The sequence below is a fragment of the Nocardia sp. NPDC059177 genome (assembly GCF_042755165.1).
GTDB lineage: Bacteria > Actinomycetota > Actinomycetes > Mycobacteriales > Mycobacteriaceae > Nocardia.
The window spans coordinates 129,054-152,038 of sequence record NZ_JBHZBX010000015.1 but is presented as its reverse complement, the minus strand read 5'-3'; the positions used below and the strand labels follow the sequence as shown (position 1 = coordinate 152,038).

Below are 22,985 nucleotides of genomic sequence, written 5' to 3'. Positions count from 1 at the left end.
GGGTGACTGGTCTGGGGTAGCCGGCCTGTGGGTGACTGGTCTGGGGTAGCCGGCCTGTGGGTGACTGGTCTGGGGTAGCCGGCCTGTGGGTGACTGGTCTGGGGTAGCCGGCCTGTGGGTGACTGGTCTGGGGTAGCCGGCCTGTGGGTGACCGGCCGGGGTGGTTGATGGCCCGCGGGCCTACTGGCCTGCGGGTGGGAAGCCGGGGAGTACGACCGGTGGCAGTGTCGGCAGGACCACGGGCGGCAGGCCCGGCACCACAGTGAAGGTGTTCGGGCCCTGGCTCGGCGGCGCGGAGGTGGTCGGTTCGTTGTCGAGTTGACGGACCGGCGGGGCGGCCACCGTCGCGTGCACGGCCTCGGAGGTCGGTGCGGCGGAGGTCGGGGCGGCCTGGGTCGGGCGTGGTGAAGTCGTGGCGGGCACGGCCTGCGAGCCGTCGGTCGAATTGCCGCGCTCGAGGACTTCGGGGCCGTAGCCGAGGCCGAGGCCGATCCCGGCGACCACCACCAGCGAACTCACCGTCAGCGCGGCGGCACTCACCTCGCGGCGATTCTGGCCGCTGCGGCTGGTCAGGGCGGCGAGCGGGCGACGGCGCGCGGGCGCGGTCAGCCAGGCGGGCGTCACGTCGGCCTCGTCGTCGAGTGGCAGGATCGTCGGCGCGGCCGGCGCCTGCGGGACCTGCGCGGGCCGGGCCAGCAGTGCGGCGCCGCGGGCCAGCGCCGTCTCGGGCTCGGCGGGCACGATCACCGGAACCCCGATCGTGCGCTCGAGTACCCGCGCGATCAACGGGATCCGGGCGCCACCGCCGAGCACCAGGACGGCCTGCACCGGATGCTGCGAGCGGATGATCGCATCGCGGGTCATCCGCGCCGACGACTCGATCGCCAGCATCATCAGCGCTTCGAAATTCTCCTGCGTGAGCAGCACCAGGCCCTGCTCACTCGGCATCGCCACCGCGTTGCTGTTGGACAACTGCTCCTTGGCGGCCCGGCACAGCGCGTCCAGCGCGGCCAGACCCGCCGGATCGGCCGGATGCGCGATCCGGCCCGAGGCGATCTGCTGTTCGCGGACCAGCGAATCCAGATAGTCGCCGCTGATGTCGCTGATCCGCTCGCACTGGTAGACGTCGCTGGTCCTGGCATTGACCACGCTCACCGTCAGCCCGGAACTGCCCAGGTCGTAGACGGCCAGCGTGGACACTTCGCGCATATCGGTCGTCGCGTGCGCGAAGTGCACGGCGGCAACGGCTTCGGGCACGAGCTGGTAGTTGGTGAGCTGACGGCGCGCCATCGCGGCGCGGATCGCCCTGGCCTGCGGGTCGCTGCGGAAGGTGATGGTGGTGGCGCCGACCTCGGGCGCGGCGGCCAGCATGGCGGCGATCGCGTCGGCGGCTGCCTCCTCGGCGCGCTGCTCGGGCATCGCGAGGGTCTGCACCTCGAACGTGTAGGGCGGGACGAAGCCGTGCGGTCCGCCGTGCTGAGGGCGCGCGAGGCGCACCGTGCCGGCCCCCACCGATACTCCCAGAACCGAACTCATCAGCTGCCCATCTCGTTCCCTACTGCACGACATGCGGAGCCTGCACTCAGACCGTACGTCCGGCAGCCCCCGCTTGGATCGCCACTCTACGGGGTACCGAGTCCGGCGTACACCCACCCGGCCTCGCGCCAGGTGCCGCGGTCCAAGCAGTTACGACCGTCGATGATCGAACGGGAACGTACCACCGGGTCCAGGTCGGCCGGTGTCAAAGCGGTGAACTCGTTCCATTCGGTCAGCACCAGGACCACGTCGGCACGATCGCAGGCCTCGGCCACCGAGGTGGCGTAGTTCAGGGTCGGGAACACCCGGCGCGAATTCTCCACGGCCTTGGGGTCGTACACGGTGACCACCGCGCCGTGCAGCTGGATCATGCCCGCCACATTCAGCGCGGGCGAGTCGCGCACGTCGTCGGACTCCGGCTTGAACGCGGCGCCGAGCACCGCCACATTCGCGCCGAGCAGCGAACCACCGCAGGCGCGCGCGGCCATGTCGACGACCTTGGTGCGGCGGCGCATATTGATGTTGTCGACCTCGCGTAAGAACGCGACAGCGTGATCGGCACCGAGCTCACCCGAGCGGGCCATGAACGCGCGGATGTCCTTGGGCAGGCAGCCGCCACCGAATCCCAGTCCGGCATTGAGGAACCGGCGGCCGATGCGCGCGTCGTAGCCGAGGGCGTCGGCCAGCATGGTCACGTCCGCGCCGGTGGCCTCACACACCTCCGAGACGGCGTTGATGAACGAGATCTTGGTCGCCAGAAAGGCGTTCGCGGAGACCTTCACCAATTCGGCGGTGGCCAGATCGGTGCGCAGGAAGGGGATCTCGGCGGCGATCAGGTCGGCGTAGAGCTCGCGGATCTGCTGTTCCACCCAGCCGGCGCGCTCGCGAGTACGGTCCAGGCCGAGCACCAGGCGATCCGGCCGCAGGGTGTCCTGCACGGCGAAACCCTCGCGCAGGAACTCCGGATTCCAGGCGACCTCGACCTCGACGCGCGCCTGCTCCCTGGCCCGAATACCAAGGGCCGCAGCAGTTCCCACCGGCACCGTCGACTTGCCGACGATCATCGCCGGGCGTTCCAGCATCGGGGCGAGCGTATCCACCACGGCGTGCACGTATTTCAGGTCGGCGCCGTACTCGCCCTTCTTCTGCGGGGTGCCGACGCCGAGAAAGTGCACGTCGGCGTGGGCGGCCGCGTCGGTGTAGTCGGTGGTGAAGCGCAATCTGCCCGCGGCGAGGTTGCGTTGCAGCACCTGCTCGAGACCCGGCTCGTAGAACGGCACCACTCCATCGGCCAGCTTGGCCACCTTGCCGGGATCGACATCGACCCCGACCACGTCATGCCCCAGCTCGGCCATACACGCTGCGTGCGTGGCCCCCAGGTACCCCGTTCCGAAGACTGTGCATCGCATACCTCTGTGGTAAGCCGCGTGCGTTTCTACGCCGCGTCAGCCAGGCAAGAGCGGGCGCAACATCTGGTGTACAGGGAAAATCGACTGGCGTATTCGTGCAATCGGCGCGCTCGCAGTCAGTATTCCGACTGTGGATGGACGGATTGCACGAATACGCCGGTTGGCTAGCATTCGCTGATGCGCCGGATGCTGCTGGTCACTGGTGGATTGCTGGTCGCGATGCTGATCGCTACGGTCGCGCTCCGGCCGGTGTACGTGCGTCCGCGTACCGACGCACCCGCCCCCGCCGACGCGATCCTGGTCCTCGGCGGCGCCCACGACGGTCGCGAACAGCTCGGCCTGCGCTTGGCGGCCGAGGGTTACGCGCCCCGGGTGCTGATCTCCAACCCCTACGAGCACAGTCCGATGGTCAACCGGATCTGCCACGGTGGCTACAGCTTCGAGGTCATCTGCTTCGACCCCAGCCCCCGCACCACCCTCGGCGAGGGCCGCGAACTGGCCCGCCTCGGCCGCGACTGGACCCGCGTCATCGTCGTCACCTTCACCCCCCACATCTCCCGCGCCCGCTACATCCTCGGCAAATGCTGGCCCGGCGAACTCCTCTTCACCGACCCGAAACCCCACCTCTCCCCACCCCGCTGGGCCTGGGACTACGCGTACCAGTCCGCCGGCTACGTCAAAGCCTGGTTCGCCGACTGCTGACCGACAGCCTCAGCTCGTCGGTTGGTGACGGTGTCCGTCGAGGACAGGTCGGTGTCAGCTCGCCGGTGTGCGACCTCGCGCAGTGCCGCATTGACGCTGGCCACCTTGGTCTTGGTCGCCAGAGTCCGAAGCAATGAGAACGGGACAGCGCCCCGGATTCGGAGAATCCGGGGCGCTGTCCCGTGTTCGGGTATTCAGTTCTTGCGGCCGGGGGCCCTTGTGCCGGACTTGAAGCCGAGGCCGCCGGGCTTGGCGGTCGGCGGGGCTACCGGCGGAGTGCCGTTGCCGTTGCCGTTGGTGGGCTCGGGCTTGGGCTGGGCGGTCGGTTCGGCTTCCGGTTCGGCCGGGGTTTCCGCGGCAGCGGGAGCCTCCGGAGCTGCCGCTGCCGGAGCTGCCGGGACAGCAGCTGGAGTCGCGGCGGCGCCGGGTGCCTTCGGGGCGGGGCGCTTGAAGCCGGACTTCATGGCCAGACCCTTGGCGGCGACGGTCGGCTTGGTCTCGGTGGGAGCCGAGACCTGGGCCGGAGCATCAGCGGCCGGAGCAGCGGTGGATGCTTCGGCCGCCGAAGCCGCCGGGGCCTCAGCAGTCGCTTCCGCAGCCGCAGTCGCTTCCGCAGTCTCGGCCGCTCCCGGAGTCGCGGCCGCTGCCGGAGTCCCGGCCGCAGTCGAAGTCGCTGCGGCAGCGCCGGGGGCCTTCGGGCCGGGGCGCTTGAACCCGGACTTCATCGCCAGACCCTTGGCAGCGACCGTCGGCTTGGTCTCGGTCGCCTCCGGCGCAGCAGCCGCCGGTGCTTCCGCGGCCGGCGCCGCTTCAGCGGATGCACCGGCAGGCGCGGATGCGGCGGCGGGCTTGGCACCGGGGGCCTTCGCACCGCCCTTCATCCCGAGTCCACCACCGGGTGCCTTGGCACCACCCTTCATGCCCAGACCCTTGACCGCAGGAGCGGCCGGAGCGGCGGTCTCGGCCGCCGGAGCAGCCTCAGCAGCCGACGCGGCCGCGCCCGGAGCCTTCGCACCCGGAGCCTTCGCACCACCCTTCATCCCGAGACCACCACCGGGGGCCTTCGCGCCACCCTTCATCCCGAGACCCTTGGCCGGAGCAGCTTCGGCAGCCGGGGCCGCTTCGGCAGCAGATGCCTTCGCACCCGGCGCCTTGGCAGCACCCTTCATACCCAGACCACCACCAGGCGCCTTCGCGGCACCCTTCATCCCCAGACCCTTGGCCGGAGCAGGAGGAGCGGCTTCGGCAGCAGGTGCCTTCGCACCCGGCGCCTTGGCAGCACCCTTCATACCCAGACCACCACCAGGCGCCTTCGCGGCACCCTTCATCCCCAGACCACCACCCGCAGGAGCAGCCTTCGGCGCGGCCTCGACAGCCTCGGCGACCGGTTCCGGCTCGACCACCGGCTCCGGTTCGGGTTCGGTCTTCGGCTCCTGGACAACAACCAGATTCGCCGACAACTCCGCCGCATCCACGCGCGTGATCGAGTCCAGCATCAACTGCGCGACATCGACAACCTCGACACCCTCGCCCAGGCCCTGTTCCTGACGCGCGGTCACACCATCGGTCAACATCACCCGGCAGAACGGGCAACCCGTCGCGATCTTCGTCGGATTCGTCGACAACGCCTCATCGACCCGATCGACATTGATCCGCTTACCGAGCTGTTCTTCCATCCACATCCGGGCACCACCGGCACCACAACACATCGACCGCTCACCGTGGCGCGGCATCTCCACCAACGTCGACCCCGAAGCCTCCATCAGCTCACGCGGCGCGTTGTAGATCTTGTTGTGCCGACCCAGATAACACGGATCGTGGTAGGTGATGTTCTGCGACACCGACGCCACCGGCACCAGCTTGCGCTGCCGCACCAGACGATTCAGCAACTGCGTGTGGTGCACCACCTCGTAGGTGCCCCCGACCTGCGGGTACTCGTTGTTGAGCGCGTTGAAACAATGCGCACACGTGACAACGATCTTCTTGCGGGACTGTTCGACACCTTCGAACACCGAGTTGATGACCTCGATGTTCTGCATCGCCAACTGCTGGAACAAGAACTCGTTACCCGCACGCCGCGCCGAGTCACCGGTGCAGGTTTCCTCCGCACCCAGCACCATGAACTTGGTGCCCGCGGTAGCCAGCAACTCGGCGACGGCCTTGGTGGTCTTCTTCGCGCGGTCCTCATACGCGCCGGCGCAACCGACCCAGAACAGGTACTCGTAGCCGTCGAAACTGTCCGCGTCCTGCCCGAAGACCGGGATGTCGAAATCGACTTCCTTGATCCAGTTGAGCCGATCCTTGGAGTTCTGACCCCACGGGTTGCCCTTGTTCTCCAGGTTCTTGAACAACCCGGCCAGCTCCGACGGGAACTCCGACTCGATCAACACCTGGTAGCGGCGCATATCGATGATGTGGTCGACGTGCTCGATATCGACCGGGCACTGCTCGACACACGCACCACAGCTGGTGCAGCTCCACAGGACTTCGGGATCGATGACACCGTTGACGTCCTCGCCACCGATCAACGGACGCTCGGCCTCGGCCCGCGCAGCCTCGGAGATCTTGGCCAGCTTGGCCTCGTCCGGCTTGCCGTCGGCGTCGACCAGACCGATCTCGTCGCCGCCCATGTCCTTGCGGCCACCGGCCAGCAGGTACGGCGCCTTGGCGTAGCCGTGGTCGCGCAGCGACATGATGAGCAGCTTCGGCGAGAGCGGCTTACCGGTGTTCCAGGCGGGGCACTGCGACTGGCAGCGACCGCACTCGGTGCAGGTGGTGAAGTCGAGAACGCCCTTCCAGGAGAAGTCCTCGAGCTTGCCCGCACCCAGGGTGTCGGTGTCGGGGTCGACGTTCTCCATGTCCAGGACTTTGCCGTTGGAGATCATCGGCTTGGCCGCGCCGAGGGCGACGCCGCCGTTGTCCTCGCGCTTGAAGTAGATGTTCGGGAAGGCCGAGAAGCGGTGCCAGGCCACACCCCAGGTGATGTTGCGGCCGACCACGTACAGCCAGACCATGCCCGACATCAGCTTGATGAAGGCGAAGAACGAGATCAGCGCGACGTTGGCCGGGATGATCTTGGCGATCTGCCCGGTGACCGGGTCGGTCCAGGCGGAGTGCCCGGTCAGCGACAGCACGCCGGCCTTCACCAGCACCATGCCGATGCCCTCGGTGAGTACGACCCACTCGACGAAGTACGCCGGGCCGAACTTCGAGCCGCTGAAGCGCGAGATCCGCGCGGGCAGCCGGGGGTGGTTGAGCTGGCGGATGATCATCAGCGTCGCGATACCGACGACGGTGCCGACGCCGAGGATCTCGTCGCCGAGGTGGAACCACCAGGTGTCACCGATGAACGGCCACGACCAGGTGGGCTTGAAGGTCTGCCCGTAGGCCATGAACCAGAACTGCGCGCCGGCCAGGAAGCCGATCATGACGAGCCAGTGCGCCCAGCCGACGGTGCGGAACTTGTTCATGCGCGTGTGCGCGAGGAACTCCACCATCATCTGCTTGAAGCGGGGCAGGAACGGCCGCCACCGGTCCGGCGCGGACTGGCCGACCATGATGGTCCGCACGATATTGCGGGCGCCGCCCAGGAACGACACCCAACACAGGAGGCTGAGCAGCGCTCCAATCGTGCCCAGCGTCACTGTCAGGGCATTCATGTCGCGACCTTTCTTTAGAGGCAACACGAGGTCGTGGGCGAGAGAGCTCGCCCAGTTGGCTCGTATCGTAACCGGCGCTAAGTTACCGGCCAGTAACTACCGGTGTCCACCGTAGGATCGGCATTTGCGCTCTGACCTTGTTTACTGGGGCTTGACCTGGGATTTGCCTGTGAGCAATATCACATAAATATTTGCCCCAAGGTTCCCACGTCTGCTGGTTAACACCGTAAACCGCACGTGATCTGCGGCGGAGCTAAGGTCAGGCTTACTAACTCGACTGAGATTCCTTCTGGTCTCAGGGGTTTCGTTCCATTAAGCTGCGGCTGTTCTGTCTGCTGTGCCGGTCTTCACACTGCTCGGGGAGAAGTAGGGGACATCTCATAGATGTCGCCGCTTGACGAGTCTCGCGTGTCGCGGATCGCACGCCCGCACCACACCTGATGGATTGGAACTCGAATGAACTTCCGTAGGACCACTGCGGCAGCCGCACTGGTTATCGGTGCTATGACCGTGTCGCTGGGGACCGCGCACGCTGAGCCTGCCCCCGCGCCGGCTCAGGACATCAAATACTCGGTGAAGCTGGTCGACAAGACCGTCGTCGCCACCCTGCAGAACGGCACCTTCTCGATCGTCGAGGAAGCTGGTGAGACCCCCGAGGCTCCCAAGACCAAGGTCGCCGAGATCAAGGACACCACGGGCGCGGTCGTCGTCTCGCTGCCGATCGACTTCACCGTCAACGGCACCGAGATCCCGACCAAGGCCGAGCTCGTCAAGGACAGCACCGTCCTCGAGCTGACCCCGACGCGGCCCGAAGGGCTGGAGCTGGGCGCCGACCCGGTCGGCGTGAAGCCGGTCCTCAAGGCCGACCCGATCGCCTCCGCGCAGGAGAACCAGAAGGCGATCAACGACTTCTCCAGCAAGTTCAGCATCGGTACCGCCATCGGCACCTTCGTCGGTACCGCCATCGGCGCGGTCGTCGGCTGCGCCTTCGGTATTCCGCTGTTCGGTGTCGGCTGCCTGGCGGGTCTGCCGCTGGGTGCCGCTGTCGGTGGCATCCTGGGGATGATCGCCATCGGTGGTCCGACCATGATCGCCGCTGGCATCGAGCTGCTCAACGTCCTGCAGGCGCCCGAGGGCACCAGCGTGTGGGCCGAGAAGCCGAAGGCTGTCGCCACCCCGGCGCCCGCGCCGGCGAACTGAGCCCCAACAGCATTTCCCGCGAAGGCCCCGCTCCCCTTGGGAGCGGGGCCTTCGGCGTTCCTACCCCACGTTCCCCGACATCGTTTGTGCCCCCTGAACGGCCCCGTACGGACCGAACGTCCGCTCGGCCATGACGTAGTGCCCATCTGCCCGCACCAGCAGCACCGTGCTCGCCCGCGTGCCGTGCAGATCGTGGGCGACGAACCGCGCCGAGACGGCCTTCTCGAACTCCGGCGCGATCCCGGTGCGCGGCAGCAGCTCCTCGGCGGCCTCGGTGCGATCGGCCAGCAGCGCGAAGTAGTCGTCGACGGAATCCGGTGTGGTCGCGATGATCTCGCCCAGCCCGGCCAGCCCCTCGGCGACCTTCGGCCACACCGGCGGCGCGCCCGTCCCGGCGACGGTGAACTCCTGGGGACCGCTGTGCACAACTTCGCCGGGCGCCGACACCAGATGCGCGCCGTTGGACAACCCGTGCAGCCCGGGCACGAGCGCGGCGGGCGCGACCCCGCTGCGATTGGACTGCCACCACAGCGCGTCCGCGTCGCCGGTGAGCAGGTTGTAGCCGAGGTAGTCGGCGGGGGTGATCGCGGTCTGGTATTCGTGTGGCGACCGCGCGCCGCGCAGGTAGTCCATCAGCAGCGCGCCGCGTGACCGCGCGTTCGGCACCACGTCGCGGGGATCGCGGACATTGGTGACCGCGGCGAACCGGGCGTCGGCCGGGCGGAAACCGAGCCAGGTACCCGGCTTGTCCGCGCCGAGATCGACCCCGGCCAGCAGAGCGTCGGGCCACGGCCGCAGCGCTTCGGTGGCGCGGGTGTAGAACTCGTCCCGGTTCGCGGCGACGATCAGCCGGTACTCCGGGTGCGCTCGCCAGGCGAGCAGAACCAAACACATGCCACCAGCTTGCCGCAGACGCGCAGAAGGGCCGGTAGCGACGCTACCGGCCCTTCCGAGCTGCTCTTGCCTGGGCGGAACCGCGATCAGTTGGTGCGGACCGACAGACCCGGGTTGTCCGAGAGGACGACGCTGAGCGGCTGCGCGAACAGCTGCGGCACGTCACCGGTGATGGCGCCGATGATGTTCGGGATCTCGCAGATCGGGAAGTCGGCGACCGACGACGCGCTGGAGATGCCGAGCGCCAGGCGACCGGTCACGATCGCGCCACCCGAATCGCCGGGCAGGGCGCAGATATTGGCGGAGAAGCTCTGGGTGAGCTGGCGGTCGCCGACCTGCACGGTCTGGTCGATGCCGTTGATGATGCCGCAGCTGAAGCCGGTGCGCGCACCCGACTTGCAGACCGGCGCGCCGACCACCGGGACAGCCACGCCCTCGACGGCGATCGGGGCGTTGCCCGGCACCCGCACCAGGTTGTTCTCGAAGCGGGCGCGCGCGTTGTCGTTGACCTCGATGATCGAGTAGTCCTGCTCGCCGAGCACCGACTTCTGGAAGGTGCCCAGCTGGGCGCCCGCGTGGTCGCCGTTGATCTCGTAGACGGCGGCGGCCGTATCGGTGCCCGCCGACTCGATCTCGGGGTTGCAGTGGCCCGCCGAGATATTGATGACATTGCCCGCGCGGTCGGTGCCGTTGAAGCCCAGCGAGCAGCGCAGCGAGCTGCGGCCGACCACCGAGGCGTAGGCGTCGCCGCCGGCCAGTGCGCCGGTGCTGTCACCGGCGACGGGGGTGGCGGTCAGGTCGATGCGCTCGCCTGCCACCGGCGGCGCGGTGACGACCACGCGCGCGGGGTCGATGAAGCTCGGCAGCGGCAGCCCGGCCTGCTCCACGCGCACCGCGATGGCGTTGTTGACGGTGTCGATGACGACGCCGCGCACCAGGTTGGCGACCTCCGGCGGCGCTGCGTCCAGCCAGTTCTCGAACGCGGTCTTCTCGCCGCGCAGCGTGGACGCGCTCTTGGCGACATTGCGGACCTCGAAACCGGCCGACTCGGCGGCGGCGCGGGCCTCGTCGGCGCCGGGACCCTGCGACAGCGCGATGACGGCGTTGCCCTGGTCGCTCAGCCAGGAACCGCCGAAGACCTGCGGGAACTGGCGCTGCGCTGTGGTGGAGAACGCGGCGACCTGCTGGGCCAGGTCGGCGCGGCGCAGGTACTCCTCGGGGGAGATCTTCAGGTCGCGGGTGACCGCCTCGATCAGCTGGGCGGGCAGGTCGCCCGCGGGGGCGGGCTGCGCGTCGGCGACTGCCATCGTGGGGCCGAACAGCAGAATCGCCGCAGACGCGGCGATCACCGATTTGCGAGCTCTTTTCGAGCTGCGCGCGGACGAGGTGCGACCCATACGTGGCAGGAGCATGATCGAACTATATGGGCTCGAGCGGGTTATGCCTACTCGGACCGGGTAAGAGATTTCGCTCACCCGGTCCGGTCGGCGATTCGGGGCGGTCTCAGCCCGCGTTCGGGTTGGTGCGCACCGTGATTCCGCTGATCGCGCCCGCCGCGTCGGCCAGGATCGGCCGGATCGGGATGCCGAGCGAGGCGGTGCCGCCGTAGGGGGCGAGCTGGGTGTTGGCCTCGGCGCAGTTGGGCGCGTCGGCGGCGTTGGAACCGCTGGTGATGCCGAGGGCGAGGGTGCCGGTGACGATCGCGCCGCCGCTGTCGCCGCCCAGGGTGCAGGCGCTGTTGGCGAAGCCGCGGATGGTCTTGCTGACGCCCTCGGCGGTGAACAGCTGGGTCTCCACATGATCGGCGGAGACGAAACCGCAGGTGAAGGTCGAGGATTGGCCGGTCTTGCAGACGGGCGCGCCGGTCACCGGTTCCGCGGTGCCGGTGATGGTGAGCGTGGTGCCCTCCGCGCCGCGCACCCGCGGCAGGTCCATGCCCGCGTTGACCGCTCGCTCGTTGAGCCGGATCACCGAGTAGTCCAGCGAGGCGGGCCCGCCGAGCACGGAGTGGGCGAAGCTGCCGACCTCGGGGCTGTTCGGGATATCGCGCACGTTGGGCACGTAGACCGGCGCGCTGCCACCGTTGTCGATGTTCGGGTTGCAGTGGCCCGCCGAGATGTTCAGGGCGCTGCCCGCGTCGTCGGTGGCGTTGAACCCGAACGAGCACACGTCGACGCCGCGCAGCGTGGTGTCGTGCAGGTCCTTGGTGGCGGTGATGTAGGTGTCGCCGCCCATCGGCCGGTACTCCACCGGACCGCCGCCGCCGGGGGAGAGCACCACCTTGATGGTGGCGATCAGCGTCGGCAGGTTGAGCAGGTGGCCGGTCGGGGTGTTGGCGATATTGAGCACGAGCTGGCTGTTGAGCGTGTCGATCGCGACCGAGCTGATCGGTTCGGAGATCTCGCGCGGCAGGCTCGCGATCCATTGGCTGAGCTGCACCAGCGCGCCCTCGAGGCCGTTGGCCGAGATCGGCGCGAGCTGGGTCTGGTAGCCGTCGGCCGCGGCGAGCTTGCCGGTTTCGGCGTTGGTGACCGCGACGACGGCCTTGCCCTCGGGGGTCAGCCAGGCGCCGGCGAAGGTATCGGGGTTCTCGGCACGGAAATCGGCCGCGTACTGGCGCAGCTGCTGCGCGCGGGCGGCCCGGTCGAGGTACTCGGTCGGGGTCATGCCCAGATCGCGCGACAGTGCCGTCACCATCGCCGCGGGTAACGCGTCCGCCGGAAGCTGAAGGGGCGCATCGGGTTCCGCCGAGGCGAGACCGGAGCCGAACAGTGGTGCCAGGAGAACAGTCGCGGCGAAACCGGCGGAGGCTGCCTTGACCGCGGCGCGACGCGCCACCAACTTGCGCATGAAATCCCTTCGTCGGCACGAGTGACCTCCAACACTGCCGGCGGCAGTGATGTCGGTCGCCGCATCACTCTAGGCCACGACCGCGACACAGGCGCGACAACGTCCGCCTACCGGTCGTAGTCGTAGCCCGGGATGCGCAGCGGTGAGGGCAGATTGCCTCCGGGGTAGTCCTCGAAGGGCAGCAGCGGGCGGGTGGTGCTGCGGTTGGGCGTGGTCGAGGGCGGAGTGGTGGTCGACGACGGTGACTCGGTGGTGGAGGGCGGTGGCGGCGGATCGGTGGTCGTCGTCGGCTCCGGTTCGGGTTCCGGTTCGGAGGTGACGGGCGCCGGTGGCGGCGTGGTCGTCTCGACCACTATCGGTGGCGGCACCGGCGCGGGCGTCGGCTGCGGGGTGACCGATTCCGGGCGGGCGTCGGAGATCGGCGGCGCCGGGGTCGGCTCGGCGCCGCGCAGCAGCACCGAGACGGCGATGCCGCCCAGCAGCAGCCCGATCAGCGCGGCGGCGGCGATCAGCAGGGGTGTGCGGTTGCGGGCCGGTGGTGCGGGTGGCGCCTCCGCGGGGGCGGCGGGAGTTTCCAGCGGCAGCGCTTTCGTCGGCAGCGCGGACACCGGCAGTGCCGCCGAATACGCCTGCGCGGCCGCGGCGGGCCTCTGCAGCGCGGGCATCACATCGGTGACGACCAGGGAGTTCTCGGTGACGATCGGATCGGGCGGGGTGGCGCCTGCCGGTGTCGCGAGCACCGCGACCAGGGCGGCTTCGGCCGAAGATGTCACGAACGAGCGGCCATGGGCGACGCCGTCGGCGGGCGGTGGCAGCTCGTCCTCGCCCAGCAGCGCCACCGACTTCAGGCCCAGATAGTCGAGCGCCTCGCGCACCCCGCGCACGACCTCCGGCGACCACTGCGCCGGATGCGTCGCGTAGAACTCGGCCGGGCCGCTGAGATGTTCGGTGGTCTGGTCGATCAGACAGAACATGGCCGTGGCCAGCAGGTCCTCGGCGCGGTAGGCCTCGCCGCCGTCGACATCGACGCCGGCGGGATCGCCGATCGCGCGCACGAATCCGCTGATCGAGTGCGCGTGCCCGGACGGCGGTGGGCCGCCGAGCGCCGCGTCACCGTCGTCGGACATGTGCAGCACCGGCTCGCGGACGACATAGACCGGCGGACCGTCCTCGGTGACCACCGCGGCGACGCATTCGTCATCGGCGATGCGCAGGCCCACCCCAGTGGCCATCCGGTTTACCTCCCTACCCCGGGCCGGTCACCAGCAGTGAACCGTGTCCCATCGCGCGGAGTATTGACAATAATTCCGATCGGGATCGCGCGCCTATCCGGCGTCGGATCCGCGCGACGTGATGCTCCACGGTCTTGGCGGAAATGTACAGCCGTGCGCCGATCTCCCGATAGGTCAAACCGAGCAGCACCAGCTCGGCAACCTCGCGCTCCCGGTCACTGAGCGCGGCCGCCGCGACCAGCGGCCGCGGATCGATCCGAGGAGTATCCGGGCTGGTCACGGCCTGATCCGGGCGAGCGGGCAGGCGCACCGACCCGGCCAGTTCGCGCATCGCCTCCGCGCCCGCCGGATCATCGACGCTGCGGGCAGCATCACTGGCCAGACACGCGCCGTCGAAGGCATGCCCGGCGGCGGCCAGCGCGCGCACGGCCGCCCGCACCGCGTCCGGATCGACCTCACCGCGCCGCACGAGCAACCAGGTCCGCCCCGCGTCGGCGAGCACCGCGGCGTGCGGATCCCCGTCGGCGGCGGCGTGCTTCAACGCGTGCGCGTGCGGCAGCAGCCGCTGCGGCGCCTCCTCGGCGAGCGCGCCCCGCACCCCGAACCAATGGAAGACATCGGTCCAGACCGTCGCGTTCCCGACCGCGCCCACCACCGCCGCCGCGGCGTCGACCAGCGGCTGCACCCGCGCGAGGTCGCCCACTTCGATCCCCGCCAGCCAGAGCTCACCGACCGGCAGCAGACTCAGCAGGTCCAGGTCGGCCTTACCGAACGCCAGAACAGCCGTGCTCCATGCACCACGGAGAGCCGGAAGATCACCACCCCGCCGAGCCAGCCCCACCGCCAGCGCGTGGGCGAGTAGCCGATCGCGGGTGGTGAGGGTGGTGAGGTCGACGGTCGTGAGGATGTCGGCGGCCAGCGATTCGTCACCGGTGCACAGTGCGATCCATGCGGCCAGGATCGGATACTGCGCGGCGTCGGCGAGGGTGATCCTGGCGGTGAACGGGTGCGCGGTGAGGTGAGGCTCGTCGACGCCGAGGGGCGGCTGGTCGGTGGTGTCGGGCTGCTTGGGATGTGACCTGTCGCCGGTGGTTGGTTGGCCGGTGGTGTCAGGTTGCCGCGGGTGTAGCGCGTCGCTGGTGACGGGCTGGTTGGTGGTGTCGGGTTGCCGCGGATGTGGCGCGCCGCCGATGATCGGCTGGCCGGTGATGTGGGGCCGTGATGGATGGGGGCGGTTGGCAGGGACCGGTTGGTCAGTGGTGATCGGTGCGTTGGTGTCGGGCTGCTGCTGATGTGACCCGTCGCCGGTGCCTGGCTGGCCGGTGTCAGGTTGCCGCGGGTGTAGCGCGTTGCTGGTGACGGGCTGGTTGGTGGTGTGGGGCTGACGCGGGTGTAGCGCGTCGCTGGTGATCGGCTGGCCGATGGTGTCCCATCGCGAGGGCTGTAGACGTTCGGTCGTCACCCGCTGGCTGGTGGGGTCGGGCTGCGACATGTGCAGTCGGTCGCGAGGGGTTGGTTGGTCGGCGGTGCGGGGTCCCAGCGAATTCCGTCTGTGGGTGGCGGCTGTCTGGTCGGGCGGGGTGTGTCCTGACCAATTTCGTCCGTGGGTGGGGATTGGTTGGTCGGCCGTGCCGGGGTGTGGCGGGTGCAGTCGGCCGGTCGGGGGTGGCCAGGTGGTGGTGTCGGGGTGTGGTCGGTTGTGGCCTGGGGTTGGGGGCGCGGTGGGCTGATGGTGGTTGGTTGCGGTGGCGCGGAGGGCGTCGGTGGCGCGGGCGGGGTCGCCTGCGCTCAGGCTCAGCAGGACTGCGATCGTCACCGGGTCGCATGGGCCGGGCGTGTGGCTGTCGGTGTGGATTGCTTGGAGCAGGTCGGGGTGGGCGGCGTGGGGGTCGAGGGAGGACAGGAGGGCCTGGGCGATCAGGCGCTGGCCGGTCGCGGCGGGGGTGGGGGGCCAGCGGTCGGCGTCGGCGGCCATGTCGGTGGCGGTCGCGGTGTCGCCGGCGAGGGCGAGGATTGTGGTGGCGGTGGCCCAGTCGGGGCCGACGCGGTGGGCGCCGAGCCAGCGGTAGAGGGCGGCCGCGCGCTGGATCAGGCCGCGGCGGGTGAGGACATTGGCGCAGATCCGGACGGCGGTGGACAGGTCGGCGGGTTCGGCGTCGGGGCGGTCGAGGATCGGTTCGGCCAGGCGCAGGGCGGTGTCGTCGTCGCCCGCTCCGGCGGCGGCGTCGGCCCAGGGAAGGGCGACCTGGCGAGGATCGGCACCCGCGGCGACCGCGGCGGCGTAGTAGCGGGCCGCCTCCAGGCGGTGGTGTTCGGCTGCGCGGCACAGGAATTCGGCGAGCCGCTGATCGCGGACACCCGACTCGGCCAGCAGCAGCCCGGTGTGGTCACGCAGCAGCCCGGCCGCGAGCCGGGCATCGAGAAGCCTGCGCTGCACGGCGACATAGCGCCGTTCGCCCAGCAGCACCCGCAGCTGCGGAACCGCCGCTGTCAGTAGCAGATCCGCGTCGGTGACCAGCGCGCTCGTCCGGGCGCGGGCCAGCAGATCCTGGGCGAGGGCCGGCTCGATATCGAGCACCTCGGCCAGCTCGCCCGCGTCGAGCCCGGTGCCGGTCGCGGCGACGACGAGCGTGTCGAGCAGCGCCGGATCCGCGCCGGACAGTTGCGATCTCGCCCAGACCGCGAGCGCGTCGTCGACCGCCGCGATGCTCTGATCGAGCCGCGCCGTCCCCGCCGCCAGCAACCCGGCGACCACGCCACCGTGGATACCCGCGGTCTGAGTGTGGATGTGGTTGATGATCGGGCGCGGCACGCTGACACCGAGTTCGCGGGCGACCGAACTGATGTCACTGCTGCCCAGCGCGCGCAGCTCGACGGTGCGGCCGTGCCGCGCGACGGTCGCACACAGCGCGCGCAACGCGGGCTGCTGCGGGCGCGGCTGCGTGGCGAGAAGCAATGATCGTGTGCCCGAGGCGATCTCGGCATTCAGTGCATCGAGTTGCGCGGGATCCATCGTATGCAGGTCGTCGATGACGAGCATCGCCCCGTTGTCCTGCGGCGTCGGCACGTCCCCGAGCACCCGCACCCTGCGGCTGCGCAGCCGCTGCCTGGCCGCGTCGAGCAGCACCGACTTGCCGGTCCCGGACCGTCCGGTCAGCAACAGCACCACCGGTTTCTGTGGCGCGGCATCGACAGCCCGCATGACCTCGCGAGCGTTCGGCATGGTGTCGAGCACTGTCGAACTCAATTGCCGCCCCCGAGCAGCTCCCCGGGCAGCTCGGTGACGCCATCGACGGTACCGTCGACGACTTCGCCCGCACCGTCGATGATCTTGCCGGGGATCTGGCCGAGGTTGGGGTACTGGGGTTGCGGTGGGGCAGGGGAAGGCTTGGTGGTGGTGGGTGGTGTTGTGGGAGAGGGTGATTCGACCGGGGCGGGGGAGGGTTGCTGCGGCTGGGGAGTGTTCTCCGGCGCCGGTGCGCCGTTCGGCGGCTGCTCCTGGGCCGGCGGGGACTGCGGCGCGCCTGCCTCAGTCTGCGGTGTCTCGCCCTGCGGCGAACCACCTTGCGCACCACCGGAAACGTCGGTCGCGGTGGGCTGCGTCGCGTTCTGCGTGGTGCCCGGCGCGGCGGACTGTGTCGTGCCCGGCGTGACAGTGCCGGGAATCGGCTGCCCGGTCGTGTCCAGCAACGGTGCGCCGGGAACCGGATTGCCCGAGGCGTCGAGCGTCGGTGTGCCGACGACCTGGTTCCCGTTCGCGTCGACCGCGGCAATCGGCGTCACCACGTTCCGCGCCGGCGCGCCGGTACTCGTCGTCGCCTCGGCAGCCGTCGACGAAGGTGTAGTGAATTGCGGTGCGACAGCAAGAGTTCCGGCCGTCAGCGCCCCGAACGCAGCCACCGCCGCCGCGACGACGGCCAACCGCTTCCTGCTCACCAGCTTCGGCGATCGCCGGTCATCGACCTCGGGAAGCGAAGCTTCGCCGATGCGATTCGCGGCGAACAGGCTGACAGCCGGGTCCTTTTCCGCCGACCCGCCAACCGATAGAAGGCCACTGCGCAGCCCGGCACGGCCCGCACCGTTACCCGGCCGACCGTATATGCGTGCCGCCGCGCCCACGCCGGAGGCGCCGATGCCGACCGCCGGGCCACTCTCAGAGAGGGGGCTTACGGCCAGGGAGCGCTCGTCATCAGACGTGCCGATCGTCGGATAATCACCACGTGGCGTAGCTGTTTCGCTGTCCCGCACGCTCGTCCCAGCAGACCCTGTGACGACGCCGGACTCACCGGTCACCACACCCGCCAACGGAGACCCATCGAACAGCCGCACACCCTCCTCGGGGTGGTAGTCCGAATAGGCCATGGCCCCGACCGCCACCTGCGCCGGCGACTCGGCCGCGAGCAGATCAGCAGCCAGCTCCGCCGCCCCCGCCGCACTCGCCGTCGCCGGATCAGCGCAGGTCACCACCGGCAGCCCGAATTCGGCCGAAAGCAGCTCGGCGACAAGCGGAATCGCGCCGCCACCACCGGTCAACAGCACCGCCCGCACATCGCCGAACTCGATCCCGGCCTGGCGCACCGCCGTCCGGACCAGTTCGAGCGAATCCCGCACATCCTGGCGCACCAGTTCCTCGAGCTCACCGCGCACAATCCGCACCGGCCCACCGAGTGCCCCAGCAGGCACCGCCGTCGCGGTGTCGAGCGAAAGCTCTTCCTTCGCGACCCGGCAGCGCTCGCGCAGCAGCGCCAGCTCCGCTTCGACCGCCGGATCGAAGGGGTCGAACTCGCGGTCGCCGAGCGCGTGGGACAGCACGTAGCGCATTGTCAGCAAATCGAATTCGGCTCCGGAGATCGCGTCGCTGCGCGCCGGCGTACCGAGCAGCCCGGCCTGTTCGCCGGTCCGGACGACCGAAACGGTCAGCCCGCTCGCGCCGAGGTCGTAGACCACGAGCGCGCCGTCGTCGAGCAGTCCGCGTTCGATTTCGTAGCGCCGCACGACCGCCAGCGGCTCCGCGACGAGCTCCACCTCGGCGTCGAGCGCCGCGCGCACCGCCGCCACATTCGCCGCAGGCCACCAACCCGGATGGCACGCGACGGTCACCGTGCCCGCGCCGGTCTCGGCGGTGATCTCGGTGATCAGCCGGGTCGTGGCGGCGGCGACGAGGTCGGCGGCGGCATGGCTCGACCCGTCGTCGGCCAGCATCCGCACCGGATCGCCGACCCGGGCCAGGAACCCCTCGATCACCTGCCCCGACGCCGTTTCCACGGCGGTGGGTCGCTGGATGACAGCCACCGGCGCACCACCGTCAGCCGCCGTCGCGACGGCCACCGAACGCGATGCGCCGACAGTGATGCCGAGCGGAAGACGGTCAGTCATAGAAACCTCTTGCGGATGCGTGAGCAGCGGACACCATCGAGAGCGCTATCCCGATAGTCGGTTGCTGCCCGACTGCTGTTACGCCGCCCGGACGACCGGCAAGAATTTCCCGTCCGTCGATAGGGTGTCCGGGTGAACACAGCGCACGTCATCCCCGGCAGCCTCGCCGAGGCACAGCAGCTGGTGGCGAGCGCCGCGCGCGAACTCGGCGGCGACCCGGCCGCCATGGCACTGCTCGCCGAGTGCGACGAGCGGTTGCGTCAGCCGTTGCGGGTCGCGCTGGCCGGGTCCATCAAGGCGGGCAAGTCGACCCTGCTCAACGCGCTGGCCGGCCAGAGCATCGCCCCGACCGACGCGACCGAATGCACCCGCGTCGTCACCTGGTACCGCACCGGCGCGACCCCCACGGTCACCGCCTTCGCCGCCGACGGTGCCAGCGCCAATGTCGTCGTCCGGCGCGGCGCGGGCGCCCACGGACTCACCTTCGAGCTCGACGACCTGCGCTGGAATCCGGCCGGTCAGCGCACCGTCGACCACCTGGAAGTGCGCTGGCCGACCCCCACCCTGGCCCGCACCACCATCATCGACACCCCAGGCACCTCGTCGCTGTCCCGCGAGGTCTCCGAGCGCACCATGCGCCTGCTCACCCCCGCCGACTCCGACGCCGACCCGACCCGGGTGCCCGGCGCCGATGCGGTCGTCTACCTGCTGCGCCGCCTCGACGCCGCCGATCTGCACTTCCTGGAACAGCTCGGTGCCGGTGGTCCGGCGGGCCCGCTCGGGGTGGTCGGGGTGGTTTCGCGCGCCGACGAGATCAGCGCGGGCCGCCTCGACGCGCTGCATTCGGCGCGTCAGGTGGCGGCCAGGTTCGCCACCGAACTGGAGCGAACCGGGTTGTGCCAGGCGGTCATTCCCGTCGCGGGGCTGCTCGCCTTCGCCGCGGCCACCCTCACCCAGCCCGAGTTCACCGCCTTCGCCGCGCTGGCCGCCCTGCCCGCCGACGCCCTCGAACTGGCACTGCTCTCGGCCGACCGTTTCGCTCGGCCCGACCTCGACCTGCCGGTGCCGCCGCCGATGCGCGCCCAGCTGCTGGACCGGTTCGGCATGTTCGGCGTACGCATGGCCACCGAACTGGTCCGTACCGGTGTCGGCGACGCGGCCGCGCTGGCCGCCGAACTCGCCGCCCGCAGCGGCATCGACGAATTGCGCACCGTCCTCGACGTGCAGTTCGGTCAGCGCGCCGATCAGCTCAAGGCCCACTCCGCCCTCACCACCCTCGACCGCGTGCTCACCGCGCATCCCGGCACCCGTGCCGACGAATTGCTCCCGCGCGTGCGAACCCTGCTCGCCGATGTGCACGGTTTCGCCGAGCTGCGTCTGCTCGGCCGCCTGCGCACCGACGAATTACCGCTTCCGCCTGAGGATCTCGCCGAACTGTTCCGGCTGATCGGCGGCGCGGGTGTCGCCGTGCACGTGCGGCTCGGTCTGCCCGCGGGCACCGATCCCGCCACCTTGCGCGCGCACGCCACCGATGCCGCACGGCGGTGGCGCACTCGTTCCCGTCATCCCCTGATCGATCAGGCGACCGCCGCCGCGTGCCTGACCGCGGTCCGCAGCGCCGAAGGCGCACTCACTCAGCTACCGGAGATTCGTCCGTAACGAAAGTTATGCCGAACGGGACAAGCTTTTCGAACACTCGCATGGCCACGCGTGAAAAGCATCCCCGACAGACGAGTACGGATCCGGCGCCCCGGCGCCCCGATCCGGAGGAGCTGATCCCCGAATGACCCCCACCGCGATCCTCGAGTTCATCCTGAACCTGCTGCGCGACCCCCAGGCCGCCGCCGAATACTGCCAGGCCCCCGTTCAGGTCCTCTGCCACGCGGACTTGCCTGTCACCCCCGCCGAAATCGCCGCCCTGGCCCCCACCATCTGCCAATCCCACAACCTCGACACCACCCCCCTGACCCCCATCATCGCCGCCGGCGCCACCACCACCGCAACCGCAGCCACCACCGCCACCGCCGAAACCGCCCCGCACACCGACACCGACCTGAACGCAGACGCGAACCTCGGTGCGGATCTCGGCCTCGGCGCGGGTGCGGGCCTGGGAACTGATCTCGACCTCGGTGCAGATCTGGGCCTCGGCACCGATCTCGGTGCGGGTGCGGGCGTCGGAGCCGATCTCGGCGCAGATCTGGGAGCCGACCTCGGAGCCGGGGCGGACTCGGGCCTCGGTATCGACCTGGGTGCCATCGGTGATCTCGGGGCCGACATCGACCTGGGTGTCGACACCGACCTGCTCACTGACACCGACCTCGACCTCGGCACCACCCTGGACACGGCCGCTGGAGCCGCCACCGACCTGGCCGCCGGTCTCGGCGCCACCCTCGCAACTGCCTCCGAGGTAACCGGCGGCATCGCCGCAGGTCTCGGGACCACTGTCACCACCGCCCTCGATGCCGCCGCCGATATCGGCGCGACGCTGGATACCGCGCTGGCCACCACCACCGGCCTCGGAGCCGCCCTCGGCGGCGCGGTGTCGGGCACCACGGCGGGCTCGGGCGCCGGCCTCACCACTGACCTCTCGGCGACAACAAACCTCGGTGCGGACCTGAGCGGAGCGGTCGACACAACCCTCGCGGGAGCGATCGACGGCACCGCAGGCATCGGCGCTGTCACCGACCTGGGTGCCGCGCTGAATGGTGCTGTCGGCACCGGTGTTTCGGGTGTGATCGACGGTGCAACCGGCCTCGGCACCGAGCTCGCCGGTGCCGTTGACGTCGGAACCGCGCTGGACAGCACAGCCGGGTTCTCGGGAACAATCGACTCGGCGATCGACACCGCAGTGAATAGCGCTGTTGGCCTGAACATTTCGGACGTCACTGATACCGCCGCCGACCTCGGAACCGTGATCGACGCAACGGCAGGACTCGACGCTGCGGCGGGAATCGGCGCTGTGGCCGACCTCGGTGGGGCTTCAGGCGGTACGGCAGGTCTCGGCACCACCCTGGGCGGTGCCCTCGACACCAACCTCGCCGGAGCGTTCGATGCGTCGACCGGGATCGGTGCGGACATGGCAGCGGGGATCGATGCGTCGGTGGCTTCGGCCACGGAAGCAGGTGTGGGCCTGGGTACTTCGTTGACCGGTGGTCTCGCCACGGGCTTGGAAACCTCGCTGTCCGGCGCGGCTCGAGCGGGTGCCTCTGCGGCCGCGAATGTGGGCGCCGAGGCAGCGAATTCACTGACCGGCGCGGCCACCTCGACCACACAACTCGGACTCGACGCTCTCGCCCAGACAGGCACCGACCTCACCGGCGCCGCCCACCTGGGACCAGACCTGGGCGCCCAGATCGCCACCGGACTCACCACCTCCGCCGGAACCGGCCTCGAAACCTCCTTGAGCACAGCACTCTCCAGCAGCACGAACCTGTCGTCCAGCCTCACCGGCGCAGTAGACACCGGCACGGGTGCATACACCGCGCTCGCCAGTTCTGCCGGCACCGGCCTCGGTTCCGCCCTGGGTGGTTCGGCCGGAACCGGTGTGGATGGTGCGCTGTCCGGTGCCGCCGTAGGTGCTTCGCTGGGGGCCGGTGTGAACACGGCGCTCGGTGGTTCGATTGGCACCGGCTTGGACACCACGCTGGGTGGTTCGGTCGGCACGGGTTTGGACACCACGCTGGGTAGCTCGGTCGGCACAGGTGCTGCAATCGGCGGTTCGCTGGGGACAGGTGTGGATACAGCGGCGGGTGGTTCGGTCGGCACCGGCTTGGACACCACGTTCGGCGGCAGCGCTGATGGTGCGTTCGACTCGGGGGCCGGGATTTGGTCGGCTCCGGAACTGTCCGGCGCATTCGGCGGTGAGACCGTGGCTGCCAGCGGCGCACAGGCAACGGCGGGGGTGGCCGACACCATGGGCGTCGCTTCCGGCCTCGGGACCTCCACGAGCACCTGGTCGAATGTGGACGTGGACAGCACCTTCGGGCCCGCCCTGCACGATTCGCCGCTCGACGCCGACGCCGGCCTGTTCGTCGAGTCGACCGTCGCGGCCGACCAGCATGTCGCCGCTGACCTGTTCCACTGAGATGGACACATTGCTGTCGGTGCTCGACGACACCGTCACGGCG

The 22,985-nt window shown here is 69.8% G+C and carries 13 protein-coding genes; 4 read left to right on the top strand and 9 right to left on the bottom strand.

The window, feature by feature from the left end; translation table 11 throughout:
- Positions 1-180 precede the first annotated feature (180 nt).
- Together ACFXK0_RS19985 and ACFXK0_RS19980 are read right to left on the bottom strand one after the other, a co-directional pair.
- Positions 181-1,536 carry an Hsp70 family protein gene (locus tag ACFXK0_RS19985; protein WP_379411993.1) on the bottom strand — a complete coding sequence of 452 codons (1,356 nt, stop codon included), beginning with the start codon at positions 1,534-1,536 and terminating at the stop codon, positions 181-183.
- An 86-nt stretch (positions 1,537-1,622) separates the two neighbouring features.
- Positions 1,623-2,945 carry a UDP-glucose dehydrogenase family protein gene (locus tag ACFXK0_RS19980; RefSeq protein ID WP_379411992.1) on the bottom strand — a complete coding sequence of 441 codons (1,323 nt, stop codon included), beginning with the start codon at positions 2,943-2,945 and terminating at the stop codon, positions 1,623-1,625.
- A gap of 177 nt (positions 2,946-3,122) precedes the next feature.
- Between ACFXK0_RS19980 and ACFXK0_RS19975 the strand changes: the two genes are divergently transcribed.
- On the top strand, positions 3,123-3,647 hold the full coding sequence (locus ACFXK0_RS19975; RefSeq protein WP_379411991.1) for a YdcF family protein: 525 nt from the start codon (positions 3,123-3,125) through the stop codon (positions 3,645-3,647).
- A 194-nt stretch (positions 3,648-3,841) separates the two neighbouring features.
- Here ACFXK0_RS19975 and ACFXK0_RS19970 read toward each other — a convergent pair whose 3' ends face one another.
- Complete coding sequence (locus ACFXK0_RS19970) at positions 3,842-7,306, bottom strand: (Fe-S)-binding protein (protein WP_379411990.1); 3,465 nt, start codon at positions 7,304-7,306, stop codon at positions 3,842-3,844.
- Positions 7,307-7,810: 504 nt separating this feature from the next.
- Between ACFXK0_RS19970 and ACFXK0_RS19965 the strand changes: the two genes are divergently transcribed.
- Complete coding sequence (locus tag ACFXK0_RS19965) at positions 7,811-8,506, top strand: hypothetical protein (protein WP_379411989.1); 696 nt, start codon at positions 7,811-7,813, stop codon at positions 8,504-8,506.
- Between the two features lie 60 nt (positions 8,507-8,566).
- On the opposite strand, the gene ACFXK0_RS19960 is transcribed toward ACFXK0_RS19965, so the two are convergent.
- The 6 genes from ACFXK0_RS19960 to ACFXK0_RS19935 form a co-directional block, all read right to left on the bottom strand.
- Positions 8,567-9,400 carry an NRDE family protein gene (locus tag ACFXK0_RS19960; RefSeq protein ID WP_379411988.1) on the bottom strand — a complete coding sequence of 278 codons (834 nt, stop codon included), beginning with the start codon at positions 9,398-9,400 and terminating at the stop codon, positions 8,567-8,569.
- A gap of 86 nt (positions 9,401-9,486) precedes the next feature.
- Positions 9,487-10,812: a S1 family peptidase gene (locus tag ACFXK0_RS19955; RefSeq protein ID WP_379411987.1), complete on the bottom strand. Its 1,326-nt coding sequence runs from the start codon at positions 10,810-10,812 to the stop codon at positions 9,487-9,489.
- Positions 10,813-10,903: 91 nt separating this feature from the next.
- Positions 10,904-12,250, bottom strand: a complete 1,347-nt coding sequence (locus tag ACFXK0_RS19950; RefSeq protein ID WP_379411986.1) for a S1 family peptidase — start codon at positions 12,248-12,250, stop codon at positions 10,904-10,906.
- Positions 12,251-12,357: 107 nt separating this feature from the next.
- Positions 12,358-13,482 (bottom strand): hypothetical protein, encoded by a 1,125-nt coding sequence (locus tag ACFXK0_RS19945; RefSeq protein WP_379411985.1) that lies wholly within the window; start codon positions 13,480-13,482, stop codon positions 12,358-12,360.
- A gap of 13 nt (positions 13,483-13,495) precedes the next feature.
- Positions 13,496-16,729, bottom strand: a complete 3,234-nt coding sequence (locus ACFXK0_RS19940; protein WP_379411984.1) for a LuxR C-terminal-related transcriptional regulator — start codon at positions 16,727-16,729, stop codon at positions 13,496-13,498.
- The gene (locus ACFXK0_RS19935; protein ID WP_379411983.1) at positions 16,726-18,531 is read right to left on the bottom strand and encodes an Hsp70 family protein; all 1,806 of its coding nucleotides are present in this window, start codon (positions 18,529-18,531) and stop codon (positions 16,726-16,728) included. Before ACFXK0_RS19935 ends, ACFXK0_RS19940 begins: the two co-directional genes overlap by 4 nt.
- A gap of 459 nt (positions 18,532-18,990) precedes the next feature.
- On the opposite strand from ACFXK0_RS19935, the gene ACFXK0_RS19930 reads away from it, so the two are divergent.
- Both ACFXK0_RS19930 and ACFXK0_RS19925 read left to right on the top strand, forming a co-directional pair.
- Positions 18,991-20,517 carry a dynamin family protein gene (locus tag ACFXK0_RS19930; protein ID WP_379411982.1) on the top strand — a complete coding sequence of 509 codons (1,527 nt, stop codon included), beginning with the start codon at positions 18,991-18,993 and terminating at the stop codon, positions 20,515-20,517.
- 124 nt (positions 20,518-20,641) lie between these two features.
- Positions 20,642-22,942 (top strand): IniB N-terminal domain-containing protein, encoded by a 2,301-nt coding sequence (locus ACFXK0_RS19925; RefSeq protein ID WP_379411981.1) that lies wholly within the window; start codon positions 20,642-20,644, stop codon positions 22,940-22,942.
- Positions 22,943-22,985 lie beyond the last annotated feature (43 nt).

Coding starts and splice junctions, on each gene's coding strand:
- ACFXK0_RS19955 (WP_379411987.1), bottom strand. CDS start 10,812: ATGCTCCTGCCACGTATGGGTCGCACCTCGTCCGCGCGCAGCTCGAAA.
- ACFXK0_RS19970 (WP_379411990.1), bottom strand. CDS start 7,306: ATGAATGCCCTGACAGTGACGCTGGGCACGATTGGAGCGCTGCTCAGC.
- ACFXK0_RS19980 (WP_379411992.1), bottom strand. CDS start 2,945: ATGCGATGCACAGTCTTCGGAACGGGGTACCTGGGGGCCACGCACGCA.
- ACFXK0_RS19965 (WP_379411989.1), top strand. CDS start 7,811: ATGACCGTGTCGCTGGGGACCGCGCACGCTGAGCCTGCCCCCGCGCCG.
- ACFXK0_RS19960 (WP_379411988.1), bottom strand. CDS start 9,400: ATGTGTTTGGTTCTGCTCGCCTGGCGAGCGCACCCGGAGTACCGGCTG.
- ACFXK0_RS19925 (WP_379411981.1), top strand. CDS start 20,642: ATGACCCCCACCGCGATCCTCGAGTTCATCCTGAACCTGCTGCGCGAC.
- ACFXK0_RS19975 (WP_379411991.1), top strand. CDS start 3,123: ATGCGCCGGATGCTGCTGGTCACTGGTGGATTGCTGGTCGCGATGCTG.
- ACFXK0_RS19950 (WP_379411986.1), bottom strand. CDS start 12,250: ATGCGCAAGTTGGTGGCGCGTCGCGCCGCGGTCAAGGCAGCCTCCGCC.
- ACFXK0_RS19985 (WP_379411993.1), bottom strand. CDS start 1,536: ATGAGTTCGGTTCTGGGAGTATCGGTGGGGGCCGGCACGGTGCGCCTC.
- ACFXK0_RS19945 (WP_379411985.1), bottom strand. CDS start 13,482: ATGGCCACTGGGGTGGGCCTGCGCATCGCCGATGACGAATGCGTCGCC.